22 protein-coding genes, 2 pseudogenes and 1 CRISPR repeat array are annotated in these 25,111 nt (G+C 69.5%); of the genes and pseudogenes, 15 read left to right on the top strand and 9 right to left on the bottom strand.

Translation table 11 applies throughout. From position 1 onward, the window contains the following. Window positions 1-548: 548 nt before the first annotated feature. Genes ACMXN5_RS50330 through ACMXN5_RS50340 form a run of 3 tightly spaced genes read right to left on the bottom strand, consistent with a single transcriptional unit; the run spans window position 549 to window position 3,011 of the window. Window positions 549-1,241 (bottom strand): WbqC family protein, encoded by a 693-nt coding sequence (locus tag ACMXN5_RS50330; RefSeq protein WP_439681836.1) that lies wholly within the window; start codon window positions 1,239-1,241, stop codon window positions 549-551. Between the two features lie 4 nt (window positions 1,242-1,245). Beyond that, window positions 1,246-1,914: a YdcF family protein gene (locus tag ACMXN5_RS50335; RefSeq protein WP_439681837.1), complete on the bottom strand. Its 669-nt coding sequence runs from the start codon at window positions 1,912-1,914 to the stop codon at window positions 1,246-1,248. A gap of 32 nt (window positions 1,915-1,946) precedes the next feature. Next, window positions 1,947-3,011 carry a hypothetical protein gene (locus tag ACMXN5_RS50340; RefSeq protein ID WP_439681838.1) on the bottom strand — a complete coding sequence of 355 codons (1,065 nt, stop codon included), beginning with the start codon at window positions 3,009-3,011 and terminating at the stop codon, window positions 1,947-1,949. A gap of 643 nt (window positions 3,012-3,654) precedes the next feature. Between ACMXN5_RS50340 and ACMXN5_RS50345 the strand changes: the two genes are divergently transcribed. Together ACMXN5_RS50345 and ACMXN5_RS50350 are read left to right on the top strand one after the other, a co-directional pair. After that, window positions 3,655-3,807, top strand: coding sequence for an FxLD family lanthipeptide (locus ACMXN5_RS50345; protein WP_439681839.1), 153 nt, complete (start codon window positions 3,655-3,657; stop codon window positions 3,805-3,807). Between the two features lie 81 nt (window positions 3,808-3,888). Beyond that, the gene (locus ACMXN5_RS50350) at window positions 3,889-4,911 is read left to right on the top strand and encodes a lantibiotic dehydratase (RefSeq protein WP_439681840.1); all 1,023 of its coding nucleotides are present in this window, start codon (window positions 3,889-3,891) and stop codon (window positions 4,909-4,911) included. A gap of 15 nt (window positions 4,912-4,926) precedes the next feature. On the opposite strand, the gene ACMXN5_RS50355 is transcribed toward ACMXN5_RS50350, so the two are convergent. The 4 genes from ACMXN5_RS50355 to ACMXN5_RS50370 form a co-directional block, all read right to left on the bottom strand. Next, window positions 4,927-5,538 carry an ATP/GTP-binding protein gene (locus tag ACMXN5_RS50355; RefSeq protein WP_439681841.1) on the bottom strand — a complete coding sequence of 204 codons (612 nt, stop codon included), beginning with the start codon at window positions 5,536-5,538 and terminating at the stop codon, window positions 4,927-4,929. A gap of 960 nt (window positions 5,539-6,498) precedes the next feature. Beyond that, window positions 6,499-6,702, bottom strand: coding sequence for a DUF397 domain-containing protein (locus tag ACMXN5_RS50360; RefSeq protein WP_439681842.1), 204 nt, complete (start codon window positions 6,700-6,702; stop codon window positions 6,499-6,501). Then, window positions 6,699-7,568, bottom strand: coding sequence for a helix-turn-helix domain-containing protein (locus ACMXN5_RS50365; RefSeq protein ID WP_439681843.1), 870 nt, complete (start codon window positions 7,566-7,568; stop codon window positions 6,699-6,701). The genes ACMXN5_RS50360 and ACMXN5_RS50365 overlap by 4 nt, the downstream gene beginning before the upstream one ends. A 55-nt stretch (window positions 7,569-7,623) precedes the next feature. Next, window positions 7,624-8,493 carry a helix-turn-helix domain-containing protein gene (locus ACMXN5_RS50370; RefSeq protein WP_439681844.1) on the bottom strand — a complete coding sequence of 290 codons (870 nt, stop codon included), beginning with the start codon at window positions 8,491-8,493 and terminating at the stop codon, window positions 7,624-7,626. A 263-nt stretch (window positions 8,494-8,756) separates the two neighbouring features. On the opposite strand from ACMXN5_RS50370, the pseudogene ACMXN5_RS50375 reads away from it, so the two are divergent. The 8 genes and pseudogenes from ACMXN5_RS50375 to ACMXN5_RS50410 all read left to right on the top strand — a co-directional run. Continuing rightward, window positions 8,757-9,047: pseudogene (locus tag ACMXN5_RS50375) on the top strand (ATP-binding protein); the annotation flags it as partial. 100 nt (window positions 9,048-9,147) lie between these two features. Beyond that, window positions 9,148-9,504, top strand: coding sequence for a hypothetical protein (locus tag ACMXN5_RS50380; RefSeq protein WP_439681887.1), 357 nt, complete (start codon window positions 9,148-9,150; stop codon window positions 9,502-9,504). 543 nt (window positions 9,505-10,047) lie between these two features. Beyond that, entirely contained in the window at window positions 10,048-10,515 is a 468-nt protein-coding gene (locus tag ACMXN5_RS50385; RefSeq protein WP_439681845.1) for a hypothetical protein, read from the top strand. Window positions 10,516-10,571: 56 nt separating this feature from the next. Beyond that, the gene (locus ACMXN5_RS50390; protein ID WP_439681846.1) at window positions 10,572-10,904 is read left to right on the top strand and encodes a hypothetical protein; all 333 of its coding nucleotides are present in this window, start codon (window positions 10,572-10,574) and stop codon (window positions 10,902-10,904) included. Window positions 10,905-10,906: 2 nt separating this feature from the next. Then, complete coding sequence (locus tag ACMXN5_RS50395) at window positions 10,907-11,758, top strand: SAM-dependent methyltransferase (protein ID WP_439681847.1); 852 nt, start codon at window positions 10,907-10,909, stop codon at window positions 11,756-11,758. A gap of 146 nt (window positions 11,759-11,904) precedes the next feature. Further along, on the top strand, window positions 11,905-12,870 hold the full coding sequence (locus tag ACMXN5_RS50400) for a hypothetical protein (RefSeq protein WP_439681848.1): 966 nt from the start codon (window positions 11,905-11,907) through the stop codon (window positions 12,868-12,870). 910 nt (window positions 12,871-13,780) lie between these two features. Beyond that, window positions 13,781-14,716, top strand: coding sequence for an endonuclease/exonuclease/phosphatase family protein (locus ACMXN5_RS50405; RefSeq protein WP_439681849.1), 936 nt, complete (start codon window positions 13,781-13,783; stop codon window positions 14,714-14,716). Then, complete coding sequence (locus ACMXN5_RS50410) at window positions 14,713-15,516, top strand: SAM-dependent methyltransferase (RefSeq protein WP_439681850.1); 804 nt, start codon at window positions 14,713-14,715, stop codon at window positions 15,514-15,516. The genes ACMXN5_RS50405 and ACMXN5_RS50410 overlap by 4 nt, the downstream gene beginning before the upstream one ends. Window positions 15,517-15,876: 360 nt before the next feature. Continuing rightward, a CRISPR array of direct repeats spans window positions 15,877-16,943; the repeat unit is 29 nt; unit sequence GAAGTCCCCACGCAGGTGGGGGTGAGCCG. 112 nt (window positions 16,944-17,055) lie between these two features. On the opposite strand, the gene ACMXN5_RS50415 is transcribed toward ACMXN5_RS50410, so the two are convergent. Further along, window positions 17,056-17,961, bottom strand: coding sequence for a hypothetical protein (locus ACMXN5_RS50415; RefSeq protein ID WP_439681851.1), 906 nt, complete (start codon window positions 17,959-17,961; stop codon window positions 17,056-17,058). A gap of 246 nt (window positions 17,962-18,207) precedes the next feature. Then, a complete protein-coding gene (locus ACMXN5_RS50420) occupies window positions 18,208-18,624 on the bottom strand; it encodes an NUDIX hydrolase (protein WP_439681852.1) in 417 nt (138 codons plus the stop codon). A 179-nt stretch (window positions 18,625-18,803) separates the two neighbouring features. On the opposite strand from ACMXN5_RS50420, the gene ACMXN5_RS50425 reads away from it, so the two are divergent. The 5 genes and pseudogenes from ACMXN5_RS50425 (at window position 18,804) to ACMXN5_RS50445 (ending at window position 24,180) form a co-directional block, all read left to right on the top strand. Then, the gene (locus tag ACMXN5_RS50425; RefSeq protein ID WP_439681853.1) at window positions 18,804-19,487 is read left to right on the top strand and encodes a TauD/TfdA family dioxygenase; all 684 of its coding nucleotides are present in this window, start codon (window positions 18,804-18,806) and stop codon (window positions 19,485-19,487) included. 842 nt (window positions 19,488-20,329) lie between these two features. Further along, window positions 20,330-21,474, top strand: a pseudogene (locus ACMXN5_RS50430) (ABC transporter ATP-binding protein). Next, a complete protein-coding gene (locus tag ACMXN5_RS50435) occupies window positions 21,467-22,549 on the top strand; it encodes a radical SAM protein (RefSeq protein ID WP_439681854.1) in 1,083 nt (360 codons plus the stop codon). Before ACMXN5_RS50430 ends, ACMXN5_RS50435 begins: the two are co-directional and overlap by 8 nt. A gap of 29 nt (window positions 22,550-22,578) precedes the next feature. Continuing rightward, on the top strand, window positions 22,579-23,418 hold the full coding sequence (locus ACMXN5_RS50440) for an aminoglycoside phosphotransferase (RefSeq protein ID WP_439681855.1): 840 nt from the start codon (window positions 22,579-22,581) through the stop codon (window positions 23,416-23,418). Window positions 23,419-23,421: 3 nt separating this feature from the next. Further along, a complete protein-coding gene (locus ACMXN5_RS50445; RefSeq protein WP_439681856.1) occupies window positions 23,422-24,180 on the top strand; it encodes an AAA family ATPase in 759 nt (252 codons plus the stop codon). Window positions 24,181-25,111 lie beyond the last annotated feature (931 nt).

Consider the following 25,111-nt stretch of genomic DNA (forward strand, 5'->3'; position numbering starts at 1 on the left):
ACCAGAGCATCCACCGTATCCCGAGGTCCGGGCACCACACCCGGCTCAACCAGACCCGCGTCCGACGGCGTGACCAACCGGCCCAGCCGGCGAGTGAGCACCTCCGCGACAGCGCGTGCTCGGCCTCATCCATGTGCTCCGACTTCCGAGACCCAGCACCATGTGATCATCTGCGTCTCCAAGTCGCGCCATCCCCACACAGTGCACGCGACGTTGCCAGCGAAGCTGCGCGATCGGCTCGGCGCGCAGCCTCTATCCATGCATGGTGGTGGTCACGTCCTCGCCGAAGCCGTCCGTCGACTCCAAGACGCTCTCGCCCAGATTGCTGCCCAGGGGATGCGGCGGCTGATTGCCCCACGTGCGCCTTGGCGAGGGGTTCGAAATGCATGAGCAGGACCCGGACAAGCCCGGCGACATCGCCGCCGTACTCCGGAATTTCCCGGCAAAGGAAACGCCGGCCACCGTGTGACGCTACCTCGTCCATCCCGCCCTCGGCACGCCGCCCATCCGGCCGCAGGACCTGCCCGACGGGCGAAGGAGCGACAACGTCACACCGCCCTCAGCCTCTTCGAGGTTTCGGTCACGCCGATCGTGGTGAGCGTGCTCAGCGCGCTTTCGCGCCAGGAGCCCACACATGGCGGGGCCTTGGCCGGGCGGGTCAGCACGTGCTTGGTCTCGAAGACTGTGAAGTCCATGTACCGGCCGCCGGCGATGCCGTGGAGGTACGTGTCGCAACCCGCCTCGATGGTGAGACGGGCGAGGCGTTCGGATCGTCCGCCTCGGGCGGTCGTCTCGCTACTGCGGAGCGCGGTCCCTTGCCAGTCGAGGAGCCTGAGCAGGGTTCGGGTGGAAGCCTCCGCAACCTCGGCCAAGTGGTGGGTTTGCGCGAGGAGTTGCAGGATCTCGTCGATCGCGGGTTCGACGTCCGCCCAGTACGGGTTGCGGCCGTAATGGTGTCGGAGCATGCCTTCCGCTCGTTTCCGGGCCGCAGGCGGGTCGACGAGGCGTAGCTCCCGGATCAGGGTTGCTCTGCCTTGTGGTCGGTGGATCGGCAGGGTGAGCCACCGCCGTCGGGCGGGGTCCACCGGATCGGGAAGGAGGCAGCGGTGTTGATAGTCGCGGGCGGTGTGTTGGACGTCGTCGTAGACGATCCAGCGGTCCGCGGCGTGGATCTTGGCGAGGGTCGATAATCGCGGGAAAAGATTCGGTTGATGGATCGCGCAGACCTTGCGAGGTGGCATGTGCTCATCCCGCCATGAGTCGGCTGGTGAAACCGGCGTCGAGGAGCCGTTCGTACGCGGTGCGGACGTCGTCCGGGACGTCCTGCTCGACGGCGAAGCCCAACCCGGGGTAGGCGATGATGCGTTGGAGGTCGCCGACGAGCATGTCGATCACCAGGTGTTCGTCGCCGATGGATTTGAGGTAGGCGTCGAATTCGAGGGGTTCGGAGGCGCAGACGACGTCGACCTCGGGCCAGACCTTGCGGCAGGTGGCATAGGCGCGGCGTTGCATGTAGGGCTTGGAGACGAACAGCAGGGATTCGACGGTGGTGCCGTGTGCGGTGAGGACGTCGCGGGTGAAGGCGATGTTCTGGCCGGTGTTGGCGGCGCGGGGTTCGATGAGGATCGCTTCGTCGGGGACGCCGAGTTCGAGGGCGTGTTCGCGGTAGTGGACGGCCTCGCCGCGGGGGAAGCGGGCGGCGGTGGTGGGGCTGTTGCCGCCGCTGAAGACCACGATCGGGAACAGGCCATGGTGGTAGAGCTCGGCGGTGAAGCGGGCGACGCCGAGGTCGTGGCTGCCGAGGCCGACGGCGGCCGTGCACGGACGCAGTGTGTGGTGCATCTGGTGGTAGTCCCAGACGAGTTCCGCGTCGGCGCGGTCGGTGTCGGTGACGTCGGGGCGTTCGGCTGCCAAGGTGTGCTCCTCGGGGTGGGGTGGCGCGGGGTTCATTCGCAGGTGCGGCGGATGGCGTCGATGCTGTGGAGTTGATGGGACAGCCCGTGTTGTGCGGCCAGTTGCGCGGTGCGGTCGAGCAAGGTCAGCCCGGCGTCGATCGTGGCACGGTCGGTGACCAGGATGTGCGCGTGCGCGGTGTCGAGCCGAACCTGTTGCATCGGTGCGTCGGTGACGCGGTGGGCCAGGGCGATGTCGATGTGGTGCAGAGCCCGCCCGATGGTCCCGGCGCCGCGATGGGCGAGGGCGAGCTTCTGCTGCGCCACCGACCAGTCGTCGGGCTCGTCCAGGTCCTCGAAGCAGCGCGTGGCCTCGGCCATCTCCTCGATGGCGCGTCCGTGCCGCCCGGCCTTGCTCAGCGCCGTGCCGATCCACAATCGGGCGCGAGCCTGGTCGCGCTCGCCCAACCGACGATCGCTCGCGAGGAGTTCGTACATGCGGGCGGACTCCTCCAGGCGTCCGGTCATCTCGGCGACGACGGCGAGCGACAGGTCGATCTGCGCGACACGCCGGGGAATGTCCAAAGCGGTGAACATCTCGCGGGCACGCCGGTAGTGGTGATCGGCGGACGAGGGGCCGTGGAGTGCACCCTGGTCGCGTCGTACGTCGCCGAGAAGGACGAGGGAGCGGGCGTAGAGATAGCGTCCCTGGTCGTCCAGGTCCGCCGGCACGGATCGCGTCAACCGGCGGTCGAGGAGGCTGGTGGCCTGCGCAAGGCTTTGTCGGTTGACGAGGACGAGCGCGCGTTCGATGTCCTCGGTCCACGTCTCGTGGTCCCATTCGCGCGGGACGGGAAACGGCCGGGGAGGGGCCTCGTCGACGGTCTTCGCGAGCAGGGCTTCGAATCGTGCCTGTTCGTCAGGAGTGGCACGGGCGAGGACGGTGTCCAGAATGGCCTGTGTGTCCGGCCGGGGTTCACGCCGGACGCCCAATCTCTCCCATTGGGATACGGTCCGCGCGGCCATGCCCAGGTGATCGGCGAACCCGCGCACACCCATGCGCTTTGCGCGACGAAGCGCCCTCGCCTCGTGGCCGGTCCACGTTCGAACGGTCGGCACCAGCAGCCCCTTCCGGAGCCCCCATCGAATCACCCGGGGCGTACCCGGTGCGGCGAAAGTGCCACGGAAGTGCCACACCCGCTCATCCCAGGGTGACCACGCTCGCGGCGATGGTCGTTCCCGGGAGCCGGTTTCGGTTTTGCCGACGAGGGAGGGCGAGGGGATGCGAGGTGTCACCGAGGAGCAGTCCGGGCCCGGTCCGCTCGTGTACGGCTATCTCCGGCTGGTCTCGGTCTCGGCAGCGCGTCGTCGGTCGTTGGTCGAGTCGCTGCATGAGTACTGCCGCCACCATGAGCTTCTTCTGGCCGGCGTCTTCGTGGAACATCCCTCTCAGCCCGCGGCATCCGTGGCGTTCACCGGACTGCTCGACGCCCTTCGGGCGAGCGGCGGATACGGCGTGCTCTTCCCGTCCCGGGCTCATCTCGGCGGCAAGAGCGTCTCCCGCGAGCGACGCGCACGCATCACCGAGCTGGGTGCCCAGGTCCTGCTCGTTCGGACGCCGACGAGCGGTCGCCGCCCTCGAAGACCCTCCGACCCGGACGGATCCACCCCAGGGGTGGTGTTCGACCACCCACACCATCACTCGACCCCGGACGGCGCACCCGCTCGTGGTCGGCATCGGCCTACACGAGGAGTTACCGCCATGCCCATGGTTTCCGACACCGATCCGGCACTCGACGACGACTTCGATCTGGATGTCCGCGTGACCACGGACGTCGCCGAGGGCGTTCCCGTGCCGTGCGACACCAACGACACCTGCGCGGCGACCTGCAAGTCGTCGTGCGTCAGCTCGTAGTCGACGTCCCCGTCCCGGGTGGCCGAAGCAACTCACGGCCGCCCGGGATCCCCACCCACCCCATGTCGGTCGGAGGATCGCGTGTCGGACGGAACGCAGCTCTACCGCAGCACCGGCGCCACCCTGTTGCGCGTGGCCGTGACACCCCTGAGCGAGTTGCCACTGTGGTGGCCCAACCTCGATGAAGTGTCCGACTGTGTCGTGTGGCTGCGGCACACGTGGGCGCGGCCGGGATTCGCCGCAGCCGTTACTGCTGCCAGTCCGGCTTTGGCGCGCCGCGTGGAGCAGCTGACCGGCAGCGGCGCCGACACCGATTCTCGGCGCGTTCGTCGGGCAACGTCCGCCGTCGTGCGCTACGTGTTGCGGAGCGCCGGACGGCCCACGCCTTTCGGTCTTTTCGCGGGAGTAGCCCCGGTGACCCTGGGGTCGCACACCCAGGTCGAGTGGGGCACGGGGCATCGGGCGCTGGCCCGGGTCGACAGTGAATGGCTGACCGACGTCATCGACCGGTTGAAGGCATGCCCCCGGCTCTTGGCGCGTCTGGACGTGGTGTTCAGCGACCTGGCGTGCGAGCGGGGCGGCCGGTTGGAGTTGGCGAACGGCCCGTTCCGGGTGAGCGTGCGCGCGACTCGGGCGGTCTTCACGGCCTGGGAAACCGCGAGTGTGCCGATCCGGTTCGGCGCGCTCGCCGAAAACCTGTCCGAGGCCTTCACCCGTGCCGACTCCACCCGGATCGACGCCATGCTGACCGATCTCGTGCGGCGCGGCCTGCTGATTAGTTCCCTGCGCGCCCCGACCACCGTCACCGACCCCCTGGCACGGCTCCTCGACGAACTCCGGCGGGTACACGCGGACGACGTGGCCGAGGCGGTTCCTCTGATCGAGTCGGACGGAGTCTGCACGGATGAAGTCCCCACGCAGGTGGGGGTGAGCCGTACGGCTCCCGTTTCTTCGCGAATGGAGCGATGGCGGGGAGCGATGGGGGCGGGTGAGGCGACATGGGCTCAATCACCCATCGCGCCCCTCGTTAGGGGAGTCGGTGAGCACGTCGCCGATCGTGAGCAGATGCGCGGCCACCGCCATCTTGCGGTCTCGGTTGGGTGAGGCTGTGCGCGAGCTTCAGGAGGCGAGTGCTTGCATTTCGCCTGTGCGGATGTCGTTGATGGTGGTGGTGCGGGTGGCTGCGAGGGTGCCGGTTTGTCCGCCGCCGGTCCAGGTGATGGTCCAGTGGGTGGTGGCGGTGACGGTGTGGATGCCGGGGCGGGTGTAGGTGTGTCCGCAGTCGGGGCTGGGCTGGGCGCCGCGGTTGGGGGTGTAGGGGGTTCCCGGGGTGGTGCAGGTGACGGTGGCGCCGTCGCCCATGGTCCAGGTGATGTGATCCACCGTGGCGGTGGCGGTGACTGACAGGCCCGGTACGGCGGCGGTTGCCGAGGTTGGGCCCCATGATGTCGGGGTGGCGTCGACCCAGAGCCAGGTGGGGAGTCCGACGAGGCCGGTTTTGCCGGGGCCGGGGGTGAGGTGGACGGTGGGTGCGTCGAGGAGGATTTGCGCGGAGGCGCGGGCGCCGAGTTCGGCGGGGGTGGGTGGTGTGGGTGCGGTGCCCGCGTTGCCGGCGCCGGGGTCGATGGTGCCCATGCATGAGGTCGCGTCCAGGACCAGGGCGGCGCCTGGGCATTGGGTGTCGTCGGGGTCCCTCGGATCCACCGGCGTCGGAGCCGAATTCGTCCCCACGGGAACATTGCTCCGGCCGGGCGGGTTTTGGTGGCCGGGGGTACCCGGAGTCTCGACTTCGATGATGAATCGTGGGCCGTCTTGCGAAACCGGCGGTTTGGGTGGTGGTGTCGGGTCGGTCGTAGGCACGGCTGCGGTCGCGACTACGACTGCCACTCCGGCTATGACATATTGCGTCAGCATGGGCGATCCCGCTCCGAAATCATGTCGGTCACCAGCCAGGAGCCTGTTGAGGACCGGGTGATGACGAACCGCTTGACATACCTTGGAGATTGGGAAGGAACGGTAAAAGGCGCGCGAGTGTCGCGATATACGACACGCTGGTGGGAAAGGTCCACACAGTCCGTGAGTACGACCTGCGGTGGATTCGTCGTGAGCGAGACCGTTTCCACTTGAGGGGATGGTGTGCCTGGAGGACCCTCGACCACGAGACCGGTCCGGGCCGACTGGTCTCGGACCTGGGTGACCAGTTCGGCAGCTCGCCCGTTTGCGACGGCCCCCATGCCGTCCAGGCTTCCGCCTGCTTCTACGCCATCCTGGAATTGAGTAAATCGTCCATAGACCTCAAGCGCGGCCGCCCGGGCGCTGCCCTCCGCATCCGGTGTGGTCGGAACCTGACCGGATGGTGCTGGTGGTGGGTTGGTGCGCGAGGCCTTCGTACTGTCACCGCCGTTGCTGTTGCATCCGGCAACGGCCAGCAATGCCACGGCTATCGCTCCGACGGCCGAACTTCGTCCCACGCGTCCCCCTCGCTCGGTCGAGATCACACACCGTACCCGGGGCGCGACCGCTTCGGGAACCTCGCGACTTGGGGCGAGGCAGGCGACCGGCTCACAGGATGACGGATGCGGATGAGACATCGGTCGGCGGATTCGCCGCCCTCCGACGCCGGACAAAGGCGAATACAGGGGCGCTTCCAGCCCCTGTTTGGTGGGGCCGGAAGCGTTCATCCTGGTGCAGCTATCGAGCATTCACCGTGTCGAGGAGCGCGCGCCAAGCCCTGGGTGTGACTGTGAGTTGACCGGCGCGGATGTCCTTGCTGTCGCGGACGCCGATCACGGCGGTGAACGGTGCAACCTCTACGCATGATCCCTGTTGGCCGGAGGCCGTGGCCTTCCGCCAGGGCTGTATCGGCGTTCCGAGCGTGTCTGGGGTTGGGTTCATGCCTTCTCTTTCAGTACTCGCTCGATCAGTGCGATCGATTCCACCGGCGAGGCTGCCGCAGCCTCCAATTGTGCGATGAGCCGTGTGAACTGCGAGATCTCGGGGTCTGCTTCCTCGACGACTGTGTTTCCGATGACTTCGACGAACGCGATCTCGGGCTGGGGGCGGTCGGGGAACTGGTAGAGCGTGACGCCGCTGTTCTGTGCGACGGCAGCGCCTGCGGAAAAGGGGATGACCCTGAAGTCGATGTTGTCCTGCATGGCCAGTTCGCGCACGTGTAGGAGTTGTTCCCGCATTACGTCCCGGCCGCCGACCAGGGCTCGGAGGGCGCCTTCGGTGACGATCCCGGTCGAGATCAGTGGGTCTTCCTGGAAGAGGAGTCGTTGGCGCATGCTGCGGAGTTTGACCAGCTTCTCGATCTGGTCGTGCCCGTATGCGTTGAGGCCCATTGAGATGATCGCGCGAGCGTAGTCGGGTGTTTGGTAGAGGCCCGGGATGGTGTTGAGCTGGAACTCCCACGCCCGTGACGCCTCGTGCTCGTTGATGATCAATTCGCGATACGCGGCGGACATGACCTCCTCGTACATCTTCCACGGAGGAGGCATCCGCTTGAGTTTCCGGTCCTCCTCTCGCCAGGCATCGAGCTGTTCCCTGCGGGCGTCGTCCATGCCGTAGAAGTCGGCGAGTTGGCGGATATCGGCAGGTGTCGGCCGTCGTCGGCCAAGCGAGATCCGGTTGACCTTGGTCAGGTGCCAACCGAGCTCGGCGGCGATCTCGTCCAGGGTGAGGCCGGACTGCTCACGGAGTTCGGTGAGCATCGCGGCGATCCTGCGACGTGGGCGTGACATGGGTTCCCTGTCGGGCATCGGTCCTCCTCGCGCCCAGTCTCCCCTGTGTCCCGCCGCATGTCCGGTGTGGGGTTCACGGCATCTCGTTCAGTACTCGCTCGATCAGCGCGATGGATTCTGTGGGTGAGGCCGCTGCGGTCTCGAGTTGTGCAATCAAGCGAGTGAACTGCGAGATCTCCGGGTCCGCTTCCTCGACCACGGTGTTGCCGATGACCTCGACGAACGCGATCTCGGGCTGGGGGCGGTCGGGGAACTGGTAGAGCGTGACGCCGCTGTTCTGTGCGACGGCGGCACCTGCGGAGAAGGGGATGACTCGAAAGTCGATGTTCTCGCGTAGGGCCAGCTCGCCTACATGAACGAGCTGCTTGCGCATCACGTCCGCGCCCCCGACCAAGGCCCTGAGGGCGCCTTCGGTGACGATCCCGGTCGAGATCAGTGGGTCTTCCTGGAAGAGGAGTCGTTGGCGCATGCTGCGGAGCTTGACCAGTCTCTCGATCTGGTCGTGCCCGTATGCGTTGAGGCCCATTGAGATGATCGCGCGAGCGTAGTCGGGTGTTTGGTAGAGGCCCGGGATGGTGTTGAGCTGGAACTCCCACGCCCGTGACGCCTCGTGCTCGTTGATGATCAGCTCGCGGTAGGCCGGGGTCATGATCTTTTCGTAGGCGCGCCACCACGGCGGAACGCGCCTGAGCTTTCGGTCTTCCTCCCTCCAGGCGTCGAGCTGCTTCCGTGCCGTGTCGTCCACGCCGTAGAAATCGGCGAGTTGGCGGATGTCGGTGGGCGATGGCAGTCGTCGTCCGAGTGAGATCCGGCTGACTTTGGTCAGGTGCCAACCGAGTTCGATGGCCACCTCGTCCAGGGTGAGACCGGACTGCTCGCGGAGTTCGGTGAGCGTCGTCGCGATCCTGCGACGTGGGCGAGACATGGGTTCTCTGTCCGGCATCGGTCCTCCTCGCACTCAGTGTCCGCGAGGGCAACTCGCGGGCCGCCATCATCCCTTCGGGCAAATTTCTTGGCAATTAGCCAAGACGTTTGCCCAGACGTCTGCTTAACTGTCGGCCACAGTCACTCACCGCTGTTTCATGATCACAACAGTCGGTGGGTTCGCGATGCCCATGCGAACAGCAGGGAGATCCGCGCATGTTGCCTGCTCAACGAATCGCACTACCCCGACACAAGACGATCGCCCTCGTGGCCCGCCGGCACATGGAGGCGGTCTGCGCCGCCATCCACATATCGCCCGACGACGTCGTGCTGGCCGTGAGTGAAATCGCCACGAATGCCTACCTCCACACCGGCGGATCGATCGATCTGCGCTGGTGGGTGGAGGCCCGGCGGTTGGTGGTGGAGGTCTCGGACGACGAGTTCACCGTTCTGCCCCTGTCCGACAACGGCCTCGAGATGTCGGCCGATGCCGAAGAGGGCCGCGGACTGCATATCGCCACGCTGATCAGTGCAGGCGTGACGTGGGGCGGTTCCGAGGAACGCGGGAAGTGGGTGCGGGTCTCCTTTCAACTCGAGTCAACCAGTAGCGAGAACGCCAAGAACGCGCGCACTTTCGCCACACCACCTTCGACGGCTTTCGAGGTCGCCACTCGTGAACCTGTTCTTCGACGCCGATGCGAGTCCCCGACGTGTCTTCACCGCGTACCCCCGCGTCGCGGCGACCTCCGTGGTCGTGGTGCGGTGGGTTTGGCTGTGCGATGGGCGGTGGCGGCTCCGGGATCGGCTGGAACTCGACACGGCCGCCGTCGTTCGGGCCCTCGCCTACTGCGAACGTGCGCGGGTACACGACGCCGCGCTTGCTCTTTTCGAAGCGGCGTCCGTGCTTCCCGGGTTCGGTCCGAAGGCGCTTGATGCCGCGATCAGCGCGGAACTGGGTGAGGACCATGCCCAGTTCGCCCGAAGTGACGCCGACGCCACCACGGGCACCGTGCGTTTCACGCGTCAATGAGTGCCCTGCGGCGTCGATGTAGATGCCCCTTCTTCTGCCCGACACGGACGGTCGGGGCTTCGCCTCGTTCGTGTCGGGTCGGGCCGCCCTTCCACTCCCCGGGGCGGCCGGTCGGGCGCGGGTCTCCTGACGGTTCGCGTCCGGCCTCGACTTTCCCTTTCGCCCCGATCCCCGCGTTCGGTACCCGCCTCGGTCGCGGGGAGCCGGGGTCCGGAGTGCCCGTGAGGATCTGCGGGTCTCCGACGGCGTGGGTGGTGGGCGGCTCAACGAGGAGTCGCCCGCCACCGCGCTCCCTATCCGTCCACTGCGTTCGGAGGATTTTCGATGACCAGGCGTTGCTCCCGTGAGGGGGACGTGTTCGCGCGTTGGGGACCGGTTTCGGGTCGGTCCGAGAACCCGTTTGTCGAGCACGCTCGCGGGGCGCACGCCGTCACCCGCGATCACCGGTGCGTCGACGGCCGGTGTGGGCGCTGCCGTGTCGCGTGGCCGTGCGTGCCGGCCTCCGAGGCCGCGATTGTGGTGGGCGGATGCGGGATTGTTCCCGTGGACGACGCGCCCCGGGTGTGGTGGCCCGCGTCGCCGGACGCGCCGGTGGGGCGGGTCTGGATCCTGCCGTTGACGCTGTGGCAGACCCTGTGGGCGGACCTCGATACGGCACTCGACTGCCAGACCGACGCCTGGACCCTGCCCCGGACACCGGCGTCGCGTCGCCGCGCGGTCGCCGAGGCGGCCGTCGCCATCGTTCACCGGACCACCACGACCGCGCTCGTGCTCGCTGTGATCCGCCTTGGCCCCGACAGCGTGCCGAACGGTGCCGGGGTGTGGCTGCTGCCTGACCGCGAACTCCCTTCGGCGCAGCGGGCGATCGATTGGCTGCGTGGTTTGCGCCGGGCGTGGGACAGCGGGGCGCCGGTCGCCCATGATCCGCCTCGTCTGGCGTTGGTGGGAGCCGATCCCGCCGCGGGCCGGGTCAGCGCGCCGGTGTGGACGCCGTCGGCGGTGTCCGGGTGATGGGGGAGCCGGTTCCGTGTGTGGGGCGTCATCGGTCCCGATTACTGCGGTTCGTCGTGAGTCTCGGCGGGTGCTCGCGCACCGTCACCGCCGGGCAGGCGGTCCGGGTCCTGTGCGCGGTCTATCTCGGGTTTCCTCGGCATCTGCACGTGGTGCCCGCGGCGCGGCGGCCCGGTCTGGCCGGGGTGCTGCATCAGTTGTGGCTGCAGGGCAGCGAACGTCCCGGACCGTGGCGACCGTTCGACCCGGGCGTGCGGGCGGCACCCGTTCCGCAGCCCCACCCTCCCGTGGCCCGGGCGGATCGCGGCTGGTTCGAGAGCAAGTCCCGTCCCGGGGCGCCGCCGAACCGCGCTCCGGTCCGTGTTCCCGTCCAGATTCCGAAACGGTAGTCATGCGGCATTCGCTTTCTCTTGCCATCGACCTCGGCTTGGACCGGCCCCACGTGGCGCGGGTGAACGACTACCTTGCGGGCGGGCGCACGCACTTCTCCGCCGACCGCGCTCTGGCCGACGCCGCCCTGGCCGTTCATCCGGAGCTGCCGACGATCGCCCGGGACGCGAGCGCGTTCATGCGGTGCGCGGTTGATCGCCTCGCCCGCGTGGGGATACGCCAGTTCGTCGATTTCGCGCAGGGCATCCCGATCGAGGGCCGCGCCGTCCACGATGTCGCGCACGCGGTCGATCGGGGCTGTCGGGTCGTGTACGTCGAGGACGATCCGATCGTGCACGCCGTGCAGAGCGCGCTGTCGAGTACGGACAGCGGACGGGTCGCGTGCGTGCGGGCGTCTCCTCTGCGGCCGGAGAGCGTGTGGCGGCATCCGTGTATCCGCGCGATGTTCGACCTCGGGCGGCCGGTCGCCGTCGTCGTCGGGGACCTGCTCCAGCACCTGCCGTTCCGATACGGCCCGCGTGGCGTCCTTCACCACCTCACCGCAGGGTTGGCCCCGGGTAGCCGCGTTGTCATGACCCACCTCGTGGGCGACACCGGACGAAATTCGCGCGCGGCGGCGCTGGCGCGCGTGTACCGAAGCCACGGCATCCCGCTGCGCCTTCGCGACCGCGGTGAAGTCCTCTCGCTGGTGCCCGGCACTCTGCTCGACCCGGGTCTTGTCCCGGCCTCGCGATGGCTTCCTGTGCTCGACATTCCGGTGCTCGACATCCCGCCCGTCGAGCGGGTCGTGGATTGCTACGCGGCCGTCGGCGAACTCGGGGGATTCATCCCCTCCCGGCGCACCGGTACGTGAGAGGCCGGGGGCGGCGCATCAGCGTGTCCGCCGCCTCGGGCCGCTCTCGTCGTTGTCGTCGGGCCCGTGCCGTGGGGCCTTGCCTTCGACCATCTCGCGGATGCGTTGCCCCGTCCCGTTTTCACCTTCCCCTCATCGGAGTTCGGATGACCACCACTCCCATATTGCCGAGCGCCGTCACGGACGCGCTCCGGCCCCTGGTCGGCCCCGCGCCCACCGCGACACCCGTGAGCGATTCCTCGCGTGTGCGGGTGTGGCGGGTGTCGGGCGGGCACACGGCCCTGGCCGTCAAGGTCGGCACGGGCACCCGGGTCGTCGACCGCGAGGCCGCAGCCCTGGTGGCCCTGCACGCCGTGGACCCGGCCGTCGAAGACCCCCGGTACGGCGTCCACGCCACGGGCTCGTGGTTGGCGACGCCGTGGTACCAGGGCGCCACGACCGAACAGCACTGGGCGTCCCTGCGGGCCCGGGGCCTCGAGCGCGGGATCGTACGCCTGCAGGCGCTGGGCCGGGCGGTCGAACTCGCCCGAGTCGTCGCCGACCTCCACAAGAACGGGTGGATCCACGGAGACCTCCACCCCGCCCAATGCGTCCACACCCCCGTCGGGCCGCGCTTCGTCAGCTACGCGTGCGCGCACGGCCCCCACGGCGCCATCCCCGGCGACCTCCTCGCTGCCTACCCCTATACGGCGGGCCGCGTCGACTGCGCCGCCCCCGAGATTGCCGGCGCTCTCGTCGGCCGGCGCCGACCCGTCGCCACCCGGGCCGCCGACGTGTACGCCCTCGCCGCCACGATCCGCATGTGCTGGACGGGGGAACCGGTGGTCGCCGTACGTCGGGCGTACGGCGGCCGACCGCCCACCCCGGCACAACGCCGCCAGGCCATCGCCGACGGGGCACCGCACTCCCGCGTCCCGCGCGACCTCGCCTGGACGGCACTCGACGACACCCTCGCCCCGGCCCTGGCCCGTGCGCTGCTGGATCGACCCACCGCGGCGGAACTGCACACCCGGCTCGCGGACCTGCACCGGGCCGCCGCCAGAGCCACGCACCGCCGCAACACCTCGACCATCGACGCGTCGGCGACCGCCCCGAGCGGGGCACCACGGTGAACGCCGCGCCGGACAGCCGCGCGCTCCACCTCCGTGACGGCTACGCCCACCTGAGGTGGCCGCAGGGTCCCACGGCCTTCGACACCTCACGACCGAGGCCACACGGCTATACGAACAGCCGTCCACCCGGCGCGAACCGCTCACCCGGCTCGGTGAAGCGGCCCTGGCCATGCGCCGGATGCCCCCGTCGAGTGATGGTCGCGCGGGGTCGTGCGGGTCTTGGCCGACCGACCGGCCCGACCCGACTCGTCTCGCCACGGCCGCCACCGGGCTCGGCGTCGGTCGGGTTCGACAGACGGGAGCCACGCCTTTGTGCGTACCGTCGCGCAGCCCGCCCCCATGCCTCGCCCGGCTGCTCCGCCCCGATCAAACCGGCGCCCGACGCCCGGCGAGGCGATCTCACGCACGCGTGGATTTCCCTGCCGTCGGCACGGATTCCGCAGGCGGTGTTTCGCAGCCACGCTGATGGGCCGTCTCTCCTGCCGGGGGACCGCTCGGAGGCCCGGCGATGGCGTGCGGTCGGGTGCGGCATGTGCGTGAGCGATGTCCTCGCGGTACACCCCGAGTGCCAGGCGCGACGGCCGAAATCCCCGGCCCCGAACCGCACTTCACGACCGCCCCGACCCACAGACGGCCTCCGAGAACCACCCGCAAGCCTTACGCCGGCGGAAGAGCACCGGTAACCGGGCAGTAGCCGGTGACCGGCAGCGCCACTGCCGAGCCGAGCAGGACAAGGGAACACCGGGCGCCCGTGTGGGTCCGCGGTGCGACGCCCGCGTCCTTACGCGGCACGCGTCCGCGCGCTCACGCGCCCACAACCGATCGACCCGCTTCCGCACCCTCGCTCCTCCCACCGCAATGGCCGGACGCGGATGCATTTCCTCATCGACACGAAAGGGCCCACGACGACGTGACCACCATCGACTTCATCACCTGGAATTTCGAGGACAACGGGGGAGGCGATCGCCGGAAGTGGCGGGAGGCCCACGCGTTCCTCGCCTCGCTCCGGCCCGCCGCGCTCTTCAGGCAGGAGATGTGGGACGCCCTTGACAACGACGGCGAACTTGCCAAGCGCGCCGAGACCGTGCTCGCCATGCGCGGTTGGGTCGGCCGGGGCAGCGCCACGGCCCTGTACGCGGACCCGCGGGTGTTCGAATCGCCGCGCGGGTGGGCCGACTCCGGATGGCAACTGGAGCCCACCGCACGCTCCCTTCGCCTGCACGACACCGGCGGGGAGACGCTGCCGATCGTCTGCGTCTCGCACCACCTCACCCACTCCTCCTGCACCGCACGAGCGATCGAGGGGGAGCACCTGACCCGCTTCCTCGACAAGGACCACATCACCGGATCCGGCGCCACGGTGAAGCTGCCCGCGATCCTCGGCGGCGACCGCAACAGCTACCGCGTCCCGATTCCGGGAGGCCCGGCGCTCCCGAACCTCGAGGCCATCGCCGACGCGGTGCACCGGATCCACCGCTCCCGCCGCGGCCCCGACGGCGTCCGCGTCCCCGACACCCACACCGACCGCGAAATGCGCGCCGTCGGCGCCGAGGACGCCGCCCGCCACATCGCACGCACCCACGGACGCATGGCCGCGCTCGCCCCCACCGTCATCGACAAACCATCGCAAGGCCCTGCCATGGCCGTCGACGGATTCTGGATGTCGCGGATCCTCCTGCCCGCCCTCGCCGACGTCGACGTCATCGACATGGGCGGCCTGTCCGACCACCACGCCGTCCGCGCCCGCCTCCACCGCGGCACCCTCGCGGACATCCTGCGACGCGCCGCGGCGCCGCACCCCGACCGGGAGCACGCCTCGGCCCCGATTCGGAGCGCGGCCCTGTGAGCCCCGACGAGCCGGTCCCGCCCGGCATCGACACCGCCTCCGACGCCCGCGTGTTCGACTGGCTGGCGGGCGGCCACGACAACTACCCGTCCGACCGCGAGACCGGCTCGGCCATCCTTCACGTCGCACCCGACATCGGACCCGCCATCCTCAACTCCCGGGCGTTCGCCCGCCGCGCCACCCGAACCCTCGTTCGCGACCACGGCGTCCGCCGCCTGCTCGACCTCGGCTGCGGTGTCCCCGCCACGCCCTACATCCACACCGTGGCCCAAGGCATCGCTCGGGCGACGCGCGTTATCCATGTCGACCGTGATCCGCTCGTCGTCGGGCAGGCCAGGATGCTTCTCGACCAGAACGATCACACGAGCGTCGTCCCTGCGGACGTCACCGACGTCGGCGCCCTGGTCCGCGTCCCCGATGTCGCCGAACTCCTCGGCGAAGGCCCGATCGCCGTATTGGCGACGGCGGTCCTGAACTGCCTCCGGCGTCCGGCGGCCTTCATGTCCGACCTCGTCGACAGGCTGCCGTCGGGCTCGTTCGTGGTCGTGAGCGTGCTCGTCGGCGACGACCCGCGGGTCCGCCGCGCGATCACGGACGTCATGCACACCGGCACTCGGGGAACCTGGGGCCGTGTCGCCACGCTCGACGAGGCCGCCACGCTGTTCAGCGGGCTCGACGTGTTGCCACCCGGAGTGTGCGACGTCGCGGTGTGGAGAGCCGACGACATCGGTCCCCACCGGACCGTCCACCGAGGCGGTCGGCAGGTCCACATGCACGGGGGAGTGGCCCACGTGCCTTGACCCGGAGCAATATCCCGTCAGGAGAGGTCCTCGTACCAGTGAGATCGTCGGGCCTTGATCGGTACGTCCAGCCGCCGAGCGACCGGAGGCAGGGCTCGTATCCTTGCCTCGTGACTGCGGCGGAATCGAGCCGATCTCGTTCCGGACGGTCGATGATGGCCGGAACTTCAAGGACAGATATGCCTCGAACGACTCCGCACGCCTGTCCGGCCGACGCGTATATAGGACCGAGCATGCGATATCGCTCAACTTACGAACGATCACCAGAACACCCGAGCAAAACAGGCAAGAGGCTTGCCGCAATGACCCTGTTTACATTACGAATCGGCAAAGCCGCCAAGAACCCGCAGGTCAGGAAGGGAAGTCCCCACGCAGGTGGGGGTGAGCCGGCGGGTGATCGGTCGGCCGGGTCGTATCTCGTGAAGTCCCCACGCAGGTGGGGGTGAGCCGAACGGGGCACTCAGCTCTTGGAGCCGTGTGGCGAAGTCCCCACGCAGGTGGGGGTGAGCCGTTGGAACGTGCCCACAGCTTTCGCCATACCAAGAAGTCCCCACGCAGGTGGGGGTGAGCCGTCGTCGAACGCGCCGCGGCGTTCGCCGCCGACGAAGTCCCCACGCAGGTGGGGGTGAGCCGGAGGCGGGCGGACGACGCGTGCGCTGGGCCGAGAAGTCCCCACGCAGGTGGGGGTGAGCCGGCCGCGTTCGTCTGCCTCGCCTGGGCGACGCTGAAGTCCCCACGCAGGTGGGGGTGAGCCGCCAACTTGCGACCCCCGAGGCGGTGCGTCGCGGAAGTCCCCACGCAGGTGGGGGTGAGCCGCCGATCCCCCGAGTCGGGGAATTCCCGGACTCGAAGTCCCCACGCAGGTGGGGGTGAGCCGCCGGCGGTCGCCGCGATGGTCTCGATGTCGATGAAGTCCCCACGCAGGTGGGGGTGAGCCGTCCTCAGCCTCGATCCCAGCAGCAAAGAGATCGAAGTCCCCACGCAGGTGGGGGTGAGCCGCAGGCCGGAGTCAGGCACTGTCGTGTGCACGAGAAGTCCCCACGCAGGTGGGGGTGAGCCGCCGACACCACCGCCCGACACGTCGGGGACGGAGAAGTCCCCACGCAGGTGGGGGTGAGCCTTCAGGAGTCCGCCGGAGGAGATGGCGGCGCTGCGAAGTCCCCACGCAGGTGGGGGTGAGCCGGTCTCCCGGGGCCCGCGCAGCAGCAACACAGAGAAGTCCCCACGCAGGTGGGGGTGAGCCGGAGAGGCTGGCAATCACGCCACCCCCTCCAACGAAGTTCCCACGCAGGTGGGGGTGAGCCGTCGTCCGTGACGAGGGACTGCATCATCCCGGAGAAGTCCCCACGCAGGTGGGGGTGAGCCGTCGCCGGAGAAGGTGACGGTGGTCCCCGCGGTGAAGTCCCCACGCAGGTGGGGGTGAGCTGGCGCGGGATCGACCGGGAGATCGACCGAACGGGCTGCGGCTGGGCCCGCGAGACGAAGTCGGCGATCTCGTCGGGCGTGCGGGCTACGGCCGCGAAGGGGATGTTGTGGGGCTCAGGTCGCCATGGTGATGCGGAGTCCCGCCAGGTGCCTCTGTGCCGTGTCACGTACGTGGGGGTGGTCGGTGGCTGCTCGGATGATGCGTTGGAGTTGGTGGGGCAGGCGCAGTTCGCGGGCGAGCGTGGCGGCGGTGAGCAGCCGATCTTGGGCGCCGGTGGTGTCGCTTGCGGCGAGGAGGACGCGGCCGGTGGTGACGTGTTCGATGACGCGCCATTGCGGGGTGACGTGCCAGGTGGAGTCGGGGGCGTTCTCGGCGAGGTGGGCGGCCTGGGTGATGCGGCCGGTGGTGACCAGGCCGCGCAGACGGATCTCGTGGTGGGCGAGGGCGTTGAACAGTCCGTCGTGACCCACCCGGTCGAGGAGTCTGCGGTTGGCCGCGCAGGCGTGGTCGAAGAGCCCGGAGTGGCCTGCGGCCCCGGCGGCGCGGGCCAGGAGGGGTTGGACGGCCGCGCGTTCGGCGTCGGTGGCGGCGAGGGTCGCGGCGTGGGTCAGCCTGCGCAGGGCGGCTCCGTGCAGGCCGGTCTTGCGGAGTTCGTTGCCGTGCATGCGCAGGGCGTGGACGAGTGCGGGGCGGTCGTCGAGGCGTCGGGTGACGGCGAGTCCTTTGCCGGTCCACTGGGCGGCGGTGGCCATGCGTTCCTCGGGGAGGATGTGTCCGAGGGCGACGCCGAGGCCGGTGCGGGCGCGGCCGAGGAGGGCGAGGACGTCGCGTTCGGTGTGGCCGTCGGCGACGCGGGCCTCAAGGCGGGCGACGAGTGGCCATAGTTCGTTGACGGCGGCGGTGGCCTGTCCGCTCTGGCGGGTGATCTCGGCGAGGTGGACGGTGGAGTCGCCGAATTGGAGCATCGCGGCGAAGTCGGTGTCGGCGGGGTCGGTGACGCCGAGGACGTGGGGTGGCACGCCCAGGTGGCGGCGACGCGTCGTCGGGATTCGACGTCGGGGATGTAGCGGCGGCGGTTCTCCAACGCGGAGATGAACGTCTTGTCGTAGCCCAGGACTTCGCCCAGCGCGGTTTGGGTCAGGGCGTTGACGGCGCGGTGGTGGCGCAGGATTCGGGCGAGGTCGCGGGTGGCGAGGACGGCTTGACCGGCGGGGGTGGCCCACCGCCACATCGTCGCCGGGTCGGCTCCGCCGGCCACGGTTGGGTCAGGCCCGCTGGGAGTGGTCGAACCACGTGTCGATCGAGCGTTTGTATCCGTCCGGCATGAACAGGTCGGGAACCTCGGCCCGGACGAAGAGCCCGATCTCCTTGTGCTCGTGGCTGAGAACCGGGGCGGTGGCGGTGTCGAGGGGGTGAACGCCGTAGGTGACGATCAGGACGTGCCGGCCGGGGATGGGCTGGTACACCCACGTGTCGAGCAGCGGCCCGGTCTTGGTGTCCCAGGAGGTTTCCTCCGCGATTTCGCGGACGACGCATTCGGCGGGTTCCTCGCCGAGTTCCAGTCGCCCGCCCGGGAGTTCCCATTCCCGGCGTTCGTTGCGCAGGAGCAGGACTCGGCCTTCGTGGTCGACGACGACGCCCTTGACCGAGACGGGCCAGGCGTGGGGTGTGGGGGTGTCCATGGGGTCCTTCACGGGTGGTGGTCCGGGCACGGGACCTTCGGAACGTAGCACCGGGTCGAGCTGGCACGGGACACCTTCGTCGATGACGCCGGGTTGACGATCTGTCACTGTACGGCCGGTCGGGTGTGGGGGCAGGGTGGCGTTCCGGACGTGGACGACGACTCTCGAAGGAGACACGGATGCCCGATGCGCCAACGCCGCCCCGCGTGCTGGACGTGCGCGGCCGGTGGGGTGTCGAGAGGGTCGGACTAGCGTTGCGCGAGCGGGGGATGACGCTGGTCCGGGGGGCGGATTCGCGGCGCGCGGTGTTGCGGCTGGCCGGAGACCTGATGGCGACCCGTGCCCACCCCGACGCCGATCCGGACGGCGTCACCGTGATCCGCGACATCGGGGTGGGTGCTCGGGTGCCGGGGTTCGCGGGACTGAGCAGCGGGGAACTCCTGCACCACACGGAACGCTCCCAACTGCCCTACCCGCCGCGCCTGATGCTCCTGGTGTGCGCGGTCCCTGCGATGTCGGGCGGGCAGTGCCGGCTGGTGGACGGGCGGGCGGTCCTGGCGGAGTTGGCCGAGCAATGCCCGGACGCCGTGCACGCGTTGTCCGCCCCGCGTTCGGCGTTCTTCGGGCGCGGCGACGGCCATCTGGGGTCGGTGTTCACGCGGGTGGACGCGGGGCACTGGGCGGTCCGGCTGCGTCAGGACGAGCTGGCGCGGTTCTCGCCGGTCGTCCGACCGCACCTTGCCCTGCTGAGGGAGGTCGTCGAGGCCCAAACGCTGACGGTGGACACGGCTCCGGGGTCCGGTTACGTGATCGACAACCATCGGTGGTTGCACGCGGTCGGCCTCGGGGCGGTGGCCGGGTGATCCGGGCACGGCGTGATCGGGCTGCGGAGGCGATGGCCGAGGGTGACGCGAGCGGCCGGGAGTTGTTCGGCGGGAAACTCAAGCCCACGTGGGGCCGTCACCTGCACCGCGGTGTCCACACGGAATTGTCGTTCCTGGGGACGCTGCGGCGGTTGCCGGGTCTGATCGCGCGGTCGGTGCGTCTGGGTTGGGCGGCGGACCGGGTTGCGCTGCTGGTGGTGGCGTTCGCGCAGATCGGTCAGGGCGTCGCGTCCGCGCTGGGTCTGGTGGGCACCAACCGCATCCTCGTCGAGTTGTTCAGCGCCGGGCCCACGCCGGACCGGGTGCGCTCCGCGGCGCCGGCGCTGGTGTTCGTGGCCGCGATGGGGGTGCTGGGGGCGACGCTGCGGGCCGCGTCCACAGCGGCGACCGGGCGGCTGGAGCCGAAGGTCGAGCGGTACGCGGAGGTCGAGCTGCTGCGGGCGGTGGTGGGGGTGGAGATGTCGACGCTGGAGGACGCCGACTTCAAACGCCTGCTGGAGACCGCCAAGTGGGGCACCAACGCGAGTCGGCTGATGATCACCCACAGCGTGCAGGTCGTCAACGCGCTCGTGTCGCTCGCGGCCGTGGGCATGGTGCTGGCGGTCCTGCACCCGCTGTTGCTGCCGATGATGCTGCTGATCATTCTGCCGCCGGGCTGGGGCACCGTGCGCTCGGCCCGGCGCCGCTACGAATCCGTCCTGGCGTGGACCGACCACGGCCGTCAACAGACGGAGATCGCCTGGGCGTTGACCGCGCGGAGCACCGCGCAGGAGGTCCGGGTTCACGGCGCGGGTGCGTATCTGCTGCACCACTACGAGCGAATGGCGGCTGCGGCGGAGGCGGAGAAGGAACGCCTGGCCAAGGCCGAGGCCGGCACCGACCTTGTCGCGTCCGCGCTGTCCGGCGTCCCGTCCAGGCTGACGTATCTCACGCTCGCGTGGTTGCTGTTGAGCGGGTGCGCGGATCTGGCCACCTCCGGCACCGCGGTCCTGGCGATCCGTACCGGCACCTCCAGCCTGGCCGGCCTGGTCTCGGGGATCCAGCACCTGTACGAGCAGGCGCTGTTCGCCAACGACCTCCGGGAGGCGTGCGCCCAGGCCGACCTGAACGCCATTCCGGATTGCGGCAGCAGGATCACCGCGCCGAGCACGGTGCGGGTCAAAGACGTGTCCTTCACCTACCCGGGCCGGGACCACAAGGCCCTCGACGGCGTCCACGTCACCCTGGCCCGGGGCACGATCGTGGCGTTCGCCGGGGAGAACGGCTCGGGCAAGACCACCCTGGCGAAGCTGATCGCGGGCCTGTACCGGCCCGAGAGCGGGAGTGTCGAGTGGGACGGCGTGGACGTCGCCGACGCAGACGCACCAGCGTGTTCGACCAGGTCGCCCTGGTCCCACAGGACTTCGTCCGGTGGGATCTCACCGCCCGCGCGAATATCGTCCTCGGCCGCCCCGACATCGACACCGGCCCTGACGAGGGCGCGCTGTCGGCGGCCTGCGAGTACGCGGGCGCCAAGCCGGTGATCGACGACCTTCCGCGCTGTCTGGACACCCTCCTGGATCGCAACTACGAGGGCGGCATGGAATTGTCCGGTGGGCAGTGGCAGGCCATTGCGCTGGCTCGCGAACGCTACCGGCGGGCGCCCGTGGTGATCGCGGACGAGCCCACCTCGGCGCTGGACGCCCGCCGGGAGATCGAGACGTGCGCCCGCATCCGCGAACTCGTCGCCAACGGCACGATCGTCGTCCTGATTACCCACCGCCTCGCCTCGGTCCAACGCGCCGACCACATCTACGTCCTCGACAAGGGACGCATCGCCGAACACGGCACCCACGACGAACTCATGGCCGCGAACGCGATCTACGCGGACACGTTCACCCTCCAATCCGAGCAGTACGGCGCGCACCCGGCCGCCACCACCGCCCCGGGCCCGATCCCCGTGACAAGGACGCCTGCCGATGACTGACACCTCGACGAACTTGACGGACACCCTCGCGCCGACCTTCGGCGCCCTGACCGCACGCCTCGCCGAACAGGCCGGGGACACCGCTCGACTGCCAGCGGACGACCGCGCGCCGCGGTGGTCGTTCCTGTGGTTGGAGATCACCGGACGCTGCCCCCTGCCCTGCACCCACTGCTATGCGGACAGCGGCCCCACCGGCACCCACGGCTCCATGGACGCCGACGACTGGGCCCGTGTGATCACCGACGCCGCCCGCATGGGCGTGGGCATGGTGCAGTTCATCGGCGGCGAACCCACCGTCCACCCCGCCTTCGACCGGCTCCTCGCCCATGCCCTCGACCACGGCCTGCACACGGAGGTCTTCACCAACCTCCTCCACGTCCGCCCCGCCCACTGGGCGCTGTTCACGCGCCCCGGCGTCCGCCTGGCCACCAGCTACTACTCCGACACCGCCGCCGAGCACGACGCCATCACCCGCCGCACGGGCAGCCACCGCCGCACCCGCGCGAACATCGTTCGGGTCCTCGAACGCGGCATCCCGCTCCGGGCCGGGATCATCGACCTCGGCGACGACCAACGCTTCGCCCAGGCCCACGCCGAACTCGACGCGCTCGGCGTCACCGACATCGGCGTCGACCACCTGCGCCAGGTCGGACGCGGCATCCGCACCGAGAACCCCGACGCGACGCAACTGTGCGGAGGGTGCGGTCAGGGCGTGGCCGCCGTGTCCCCGAACGGAGACGTGTGGCCGTGCGTCTTCGCCCGCTGGATGCCCCAGGGCAACGTCCGCACCGAACCCCTTGGGCGCATCCTCGAGGGGCCCCGCATGCGCGCCGCCTCGGCCGCGCTCTGCGAGGAGTTCACCCGCCGCGCCCCGTGCACCCCCGACATGTGCAACCCCCAGTGCGGCCCCACCTGCAGTCCCGCGTGCGTCCCGACCGGATGTTCGCCCAAGGCGTGCGGGCCCCAGGGGCCGCAGTGCCAACCCAAGTACAACTGCGGGCCGTGTCAGCCCAAGGACCGCACGTGCGAGCCGGACAATAGGTGCCGGCCCAACAAGTGCCGACCCAACCCGTAGGCCCGACCCACCGAGAGGCCGCACCGCTGGTGAACGACGACGACTCGGGCCAACGCCGCTTCCTCCGCCGCATCCTCATGCAGGGCGCGGACCGACTCGGCGCCGCCCTGCCGGACCAGGAGAAGGACGTCCACTTCGGGTGGGGCGACCGCGCGATCGGCGCCCCCGTTACGCGCGACGGCGATCCGCTGTGGCTGCGAGCCACCGGCGAGCACCGCGACGACGCGGGCGGGGAAGCCTGGACCGGGACGCGCGACGCCGCCCACCTGGACGGCGTCCCCAAACCCCGCCTTGTCGACCACGTGGAATGGACCGAGGACGTCGTCGTCATCAAGGCCGAACTCTCCACCCGCGTGGATCCCGCGTGCTCGCCCACCCCCGAACTCCGGACTCCGGTCGAGGTGCCCGACACGTGGTGGTCGAACCTGCGTGCCGCCCTCGGCACCCTCGCGGAACACCCCACGACCCGGGGCCGCGCCGATCTGACCGCGTACACGGCCGACCTGGAGGCGTTCTACGGCCGCCCCGTGCCCGACCGGCCCCTGGTCGCCACCGAACACACCGACCTGCACTGGGCCAACCTCACCACGCCGAGCCTGGCGCTCCTCGACTGGGAGTACTGGGGCCGCGCCACCCGGGGATACGGCGCGGCCACCCTGTACTGCCACACCCTCCTGGTCCCCGAGACCGCGACCCGCCTCCGAACCGTGTTCGCCGACGTCCTGGACACCCCCAGCGGCCGGCACGCACAACTGTCCGCAATCCGGTTCATGCTCCACCGCATCGAACAGGGCGAGTACCCCGACCTGGAGGCCCCACTGCGCGACCTCGCCGACCGCCTCCTGAACCCCACCCGCCGAAAGACCTGACCCGTGTTCATCACCCGCATCGCACTCGATACCGATGCCACGCTCCCCGAGACGTGGCCGTTCACCATGGCACCCGTGCGACAACTCGCCGCCGAAGGACTCGACTTCGACCGGCCCCTCACCTTCCTCGTCGGCGAGAACGGCTCCGGGAAATCCACCATCGTCGAGGCCATCGCCGGCACCGCCCGCATCTCCTCCCACGGCGGCAAGGCCGGCACCAAGTACGCCGGCGCCGGAGCACCCACCCCCCTGGGCGCGGTCCTGCGCCCGGACCTCACCAAGGCCGGGGCCCGCCTCATCGGCGGCCCGCGCCTCAAACGCCGCGGATTCTTCCTCCGCGCCGAAACTCTGTTCGACCTCGGACAGAACGTCTCCGGCTGGCCCGGCTTCTGGGAACAGGACCTCACCAAACAGTCCCACGGCGAAGGCTTCATGACCGTCTTCGACGCCATGCTTCGCGAACCCGGCCTCTACCTCATGGACGAACCCGAAGCCGCCCTCTCTTTCACCTCGTGCCTGACCCTTGTCGGCCTCATGCACGAACTCGCCACCACCGGCTCCCAGATCATCTGCGCCACCCACTCACCCATCCTCGCCGCCACCCCCGACGCCGACATCGTCGAAGTCGGCGACCACGGCATCCGCCACACCACCTGGGACGCTCTGCAACTCGTGGACCACTGGCGCCGCTTCATGCAGGACCCACAGGCATACCTGCGCCACATCGTCACCGCCCCGCCGCAAGGACGCGAAGGGCGATGAGGTGTCGATCGCGAACGCGCGTCCAAGGTGTTCGGGAAACCTCCGGTCCGCAACCGGGGGTTTCTCAAGACGCATAGCCTTCGTCCGACGGCGGAGGGCTCACATTCCCGATACGCGCACAGGAGAAGTTCGGGCTCCGGGACGAGGCTGACGACACAGGTCCGGTCGTCGTCGCGGTAGATCAGACCTCCGACGTCCCGTGCCCACTGCGGATCGCCGTAGAAACCACCACACTTGAGGGCGCCACGATTACCACGGTCTACGAACGGGGTCTCGCTCAACCCGTCCACCAAGAGATCGACCACCTCCACGGACTGCCCGCAACGCTTGCCGCGCGCCGGGGACGGGGGTATGTGCCTTCCGTACACCCCGACCTCGTGGGTGCCGAGATTTGTCCGGACCGGGGCGCGTCTACACCGCCTGGGTGTGCACTGTCATTGTGACCACCACTGGACGTTGCTTGGATCGGCGGCACAGATCGGCATCCTGGTCGCCACCCACACGACCAGTGTCGACGATGTCCGCACCGGGGAGATGTAGGCACTCGCCGGACACCACCCCCGCAACACCGTGGGCGCCCAACCTGCGAACCCCGGTTCGACGACTGCAGCCGGATGGTCGCCTGCGCGGCACAACGGCTTGCCATCCCGAAACCCGACTCGGGGCGCGGCGGAACGTCGGGGCGCCGTAGGTTCGTTCGGCCGGGGCGACCATGGGCAGGGTTCGTATCCTTGCTTCGTGACCGCAGAGGAGTTGAAGCGATCTAGTTCCGGATCCGTCGGTGGCGGCGATGCCTTCGAGGGCCGACACGCGTCGAACACCGAAGGGGTGCGTACGTTCGACCGGAGCCGGGAACGCGACGAATCATGCGACAACATCTCGTGTGCGAGCGGCCGCCGACACTGCGGATCGAAAACAGGCAAGAGCCTTG

This window comes from Embleya australiensis, from assembly GCF_051903075.1.
Classification (GTDB): Bacteria; Actinomycetota; Actinomycetes; order Streptomycetales; family Streptomycetaceae; genus Embleya.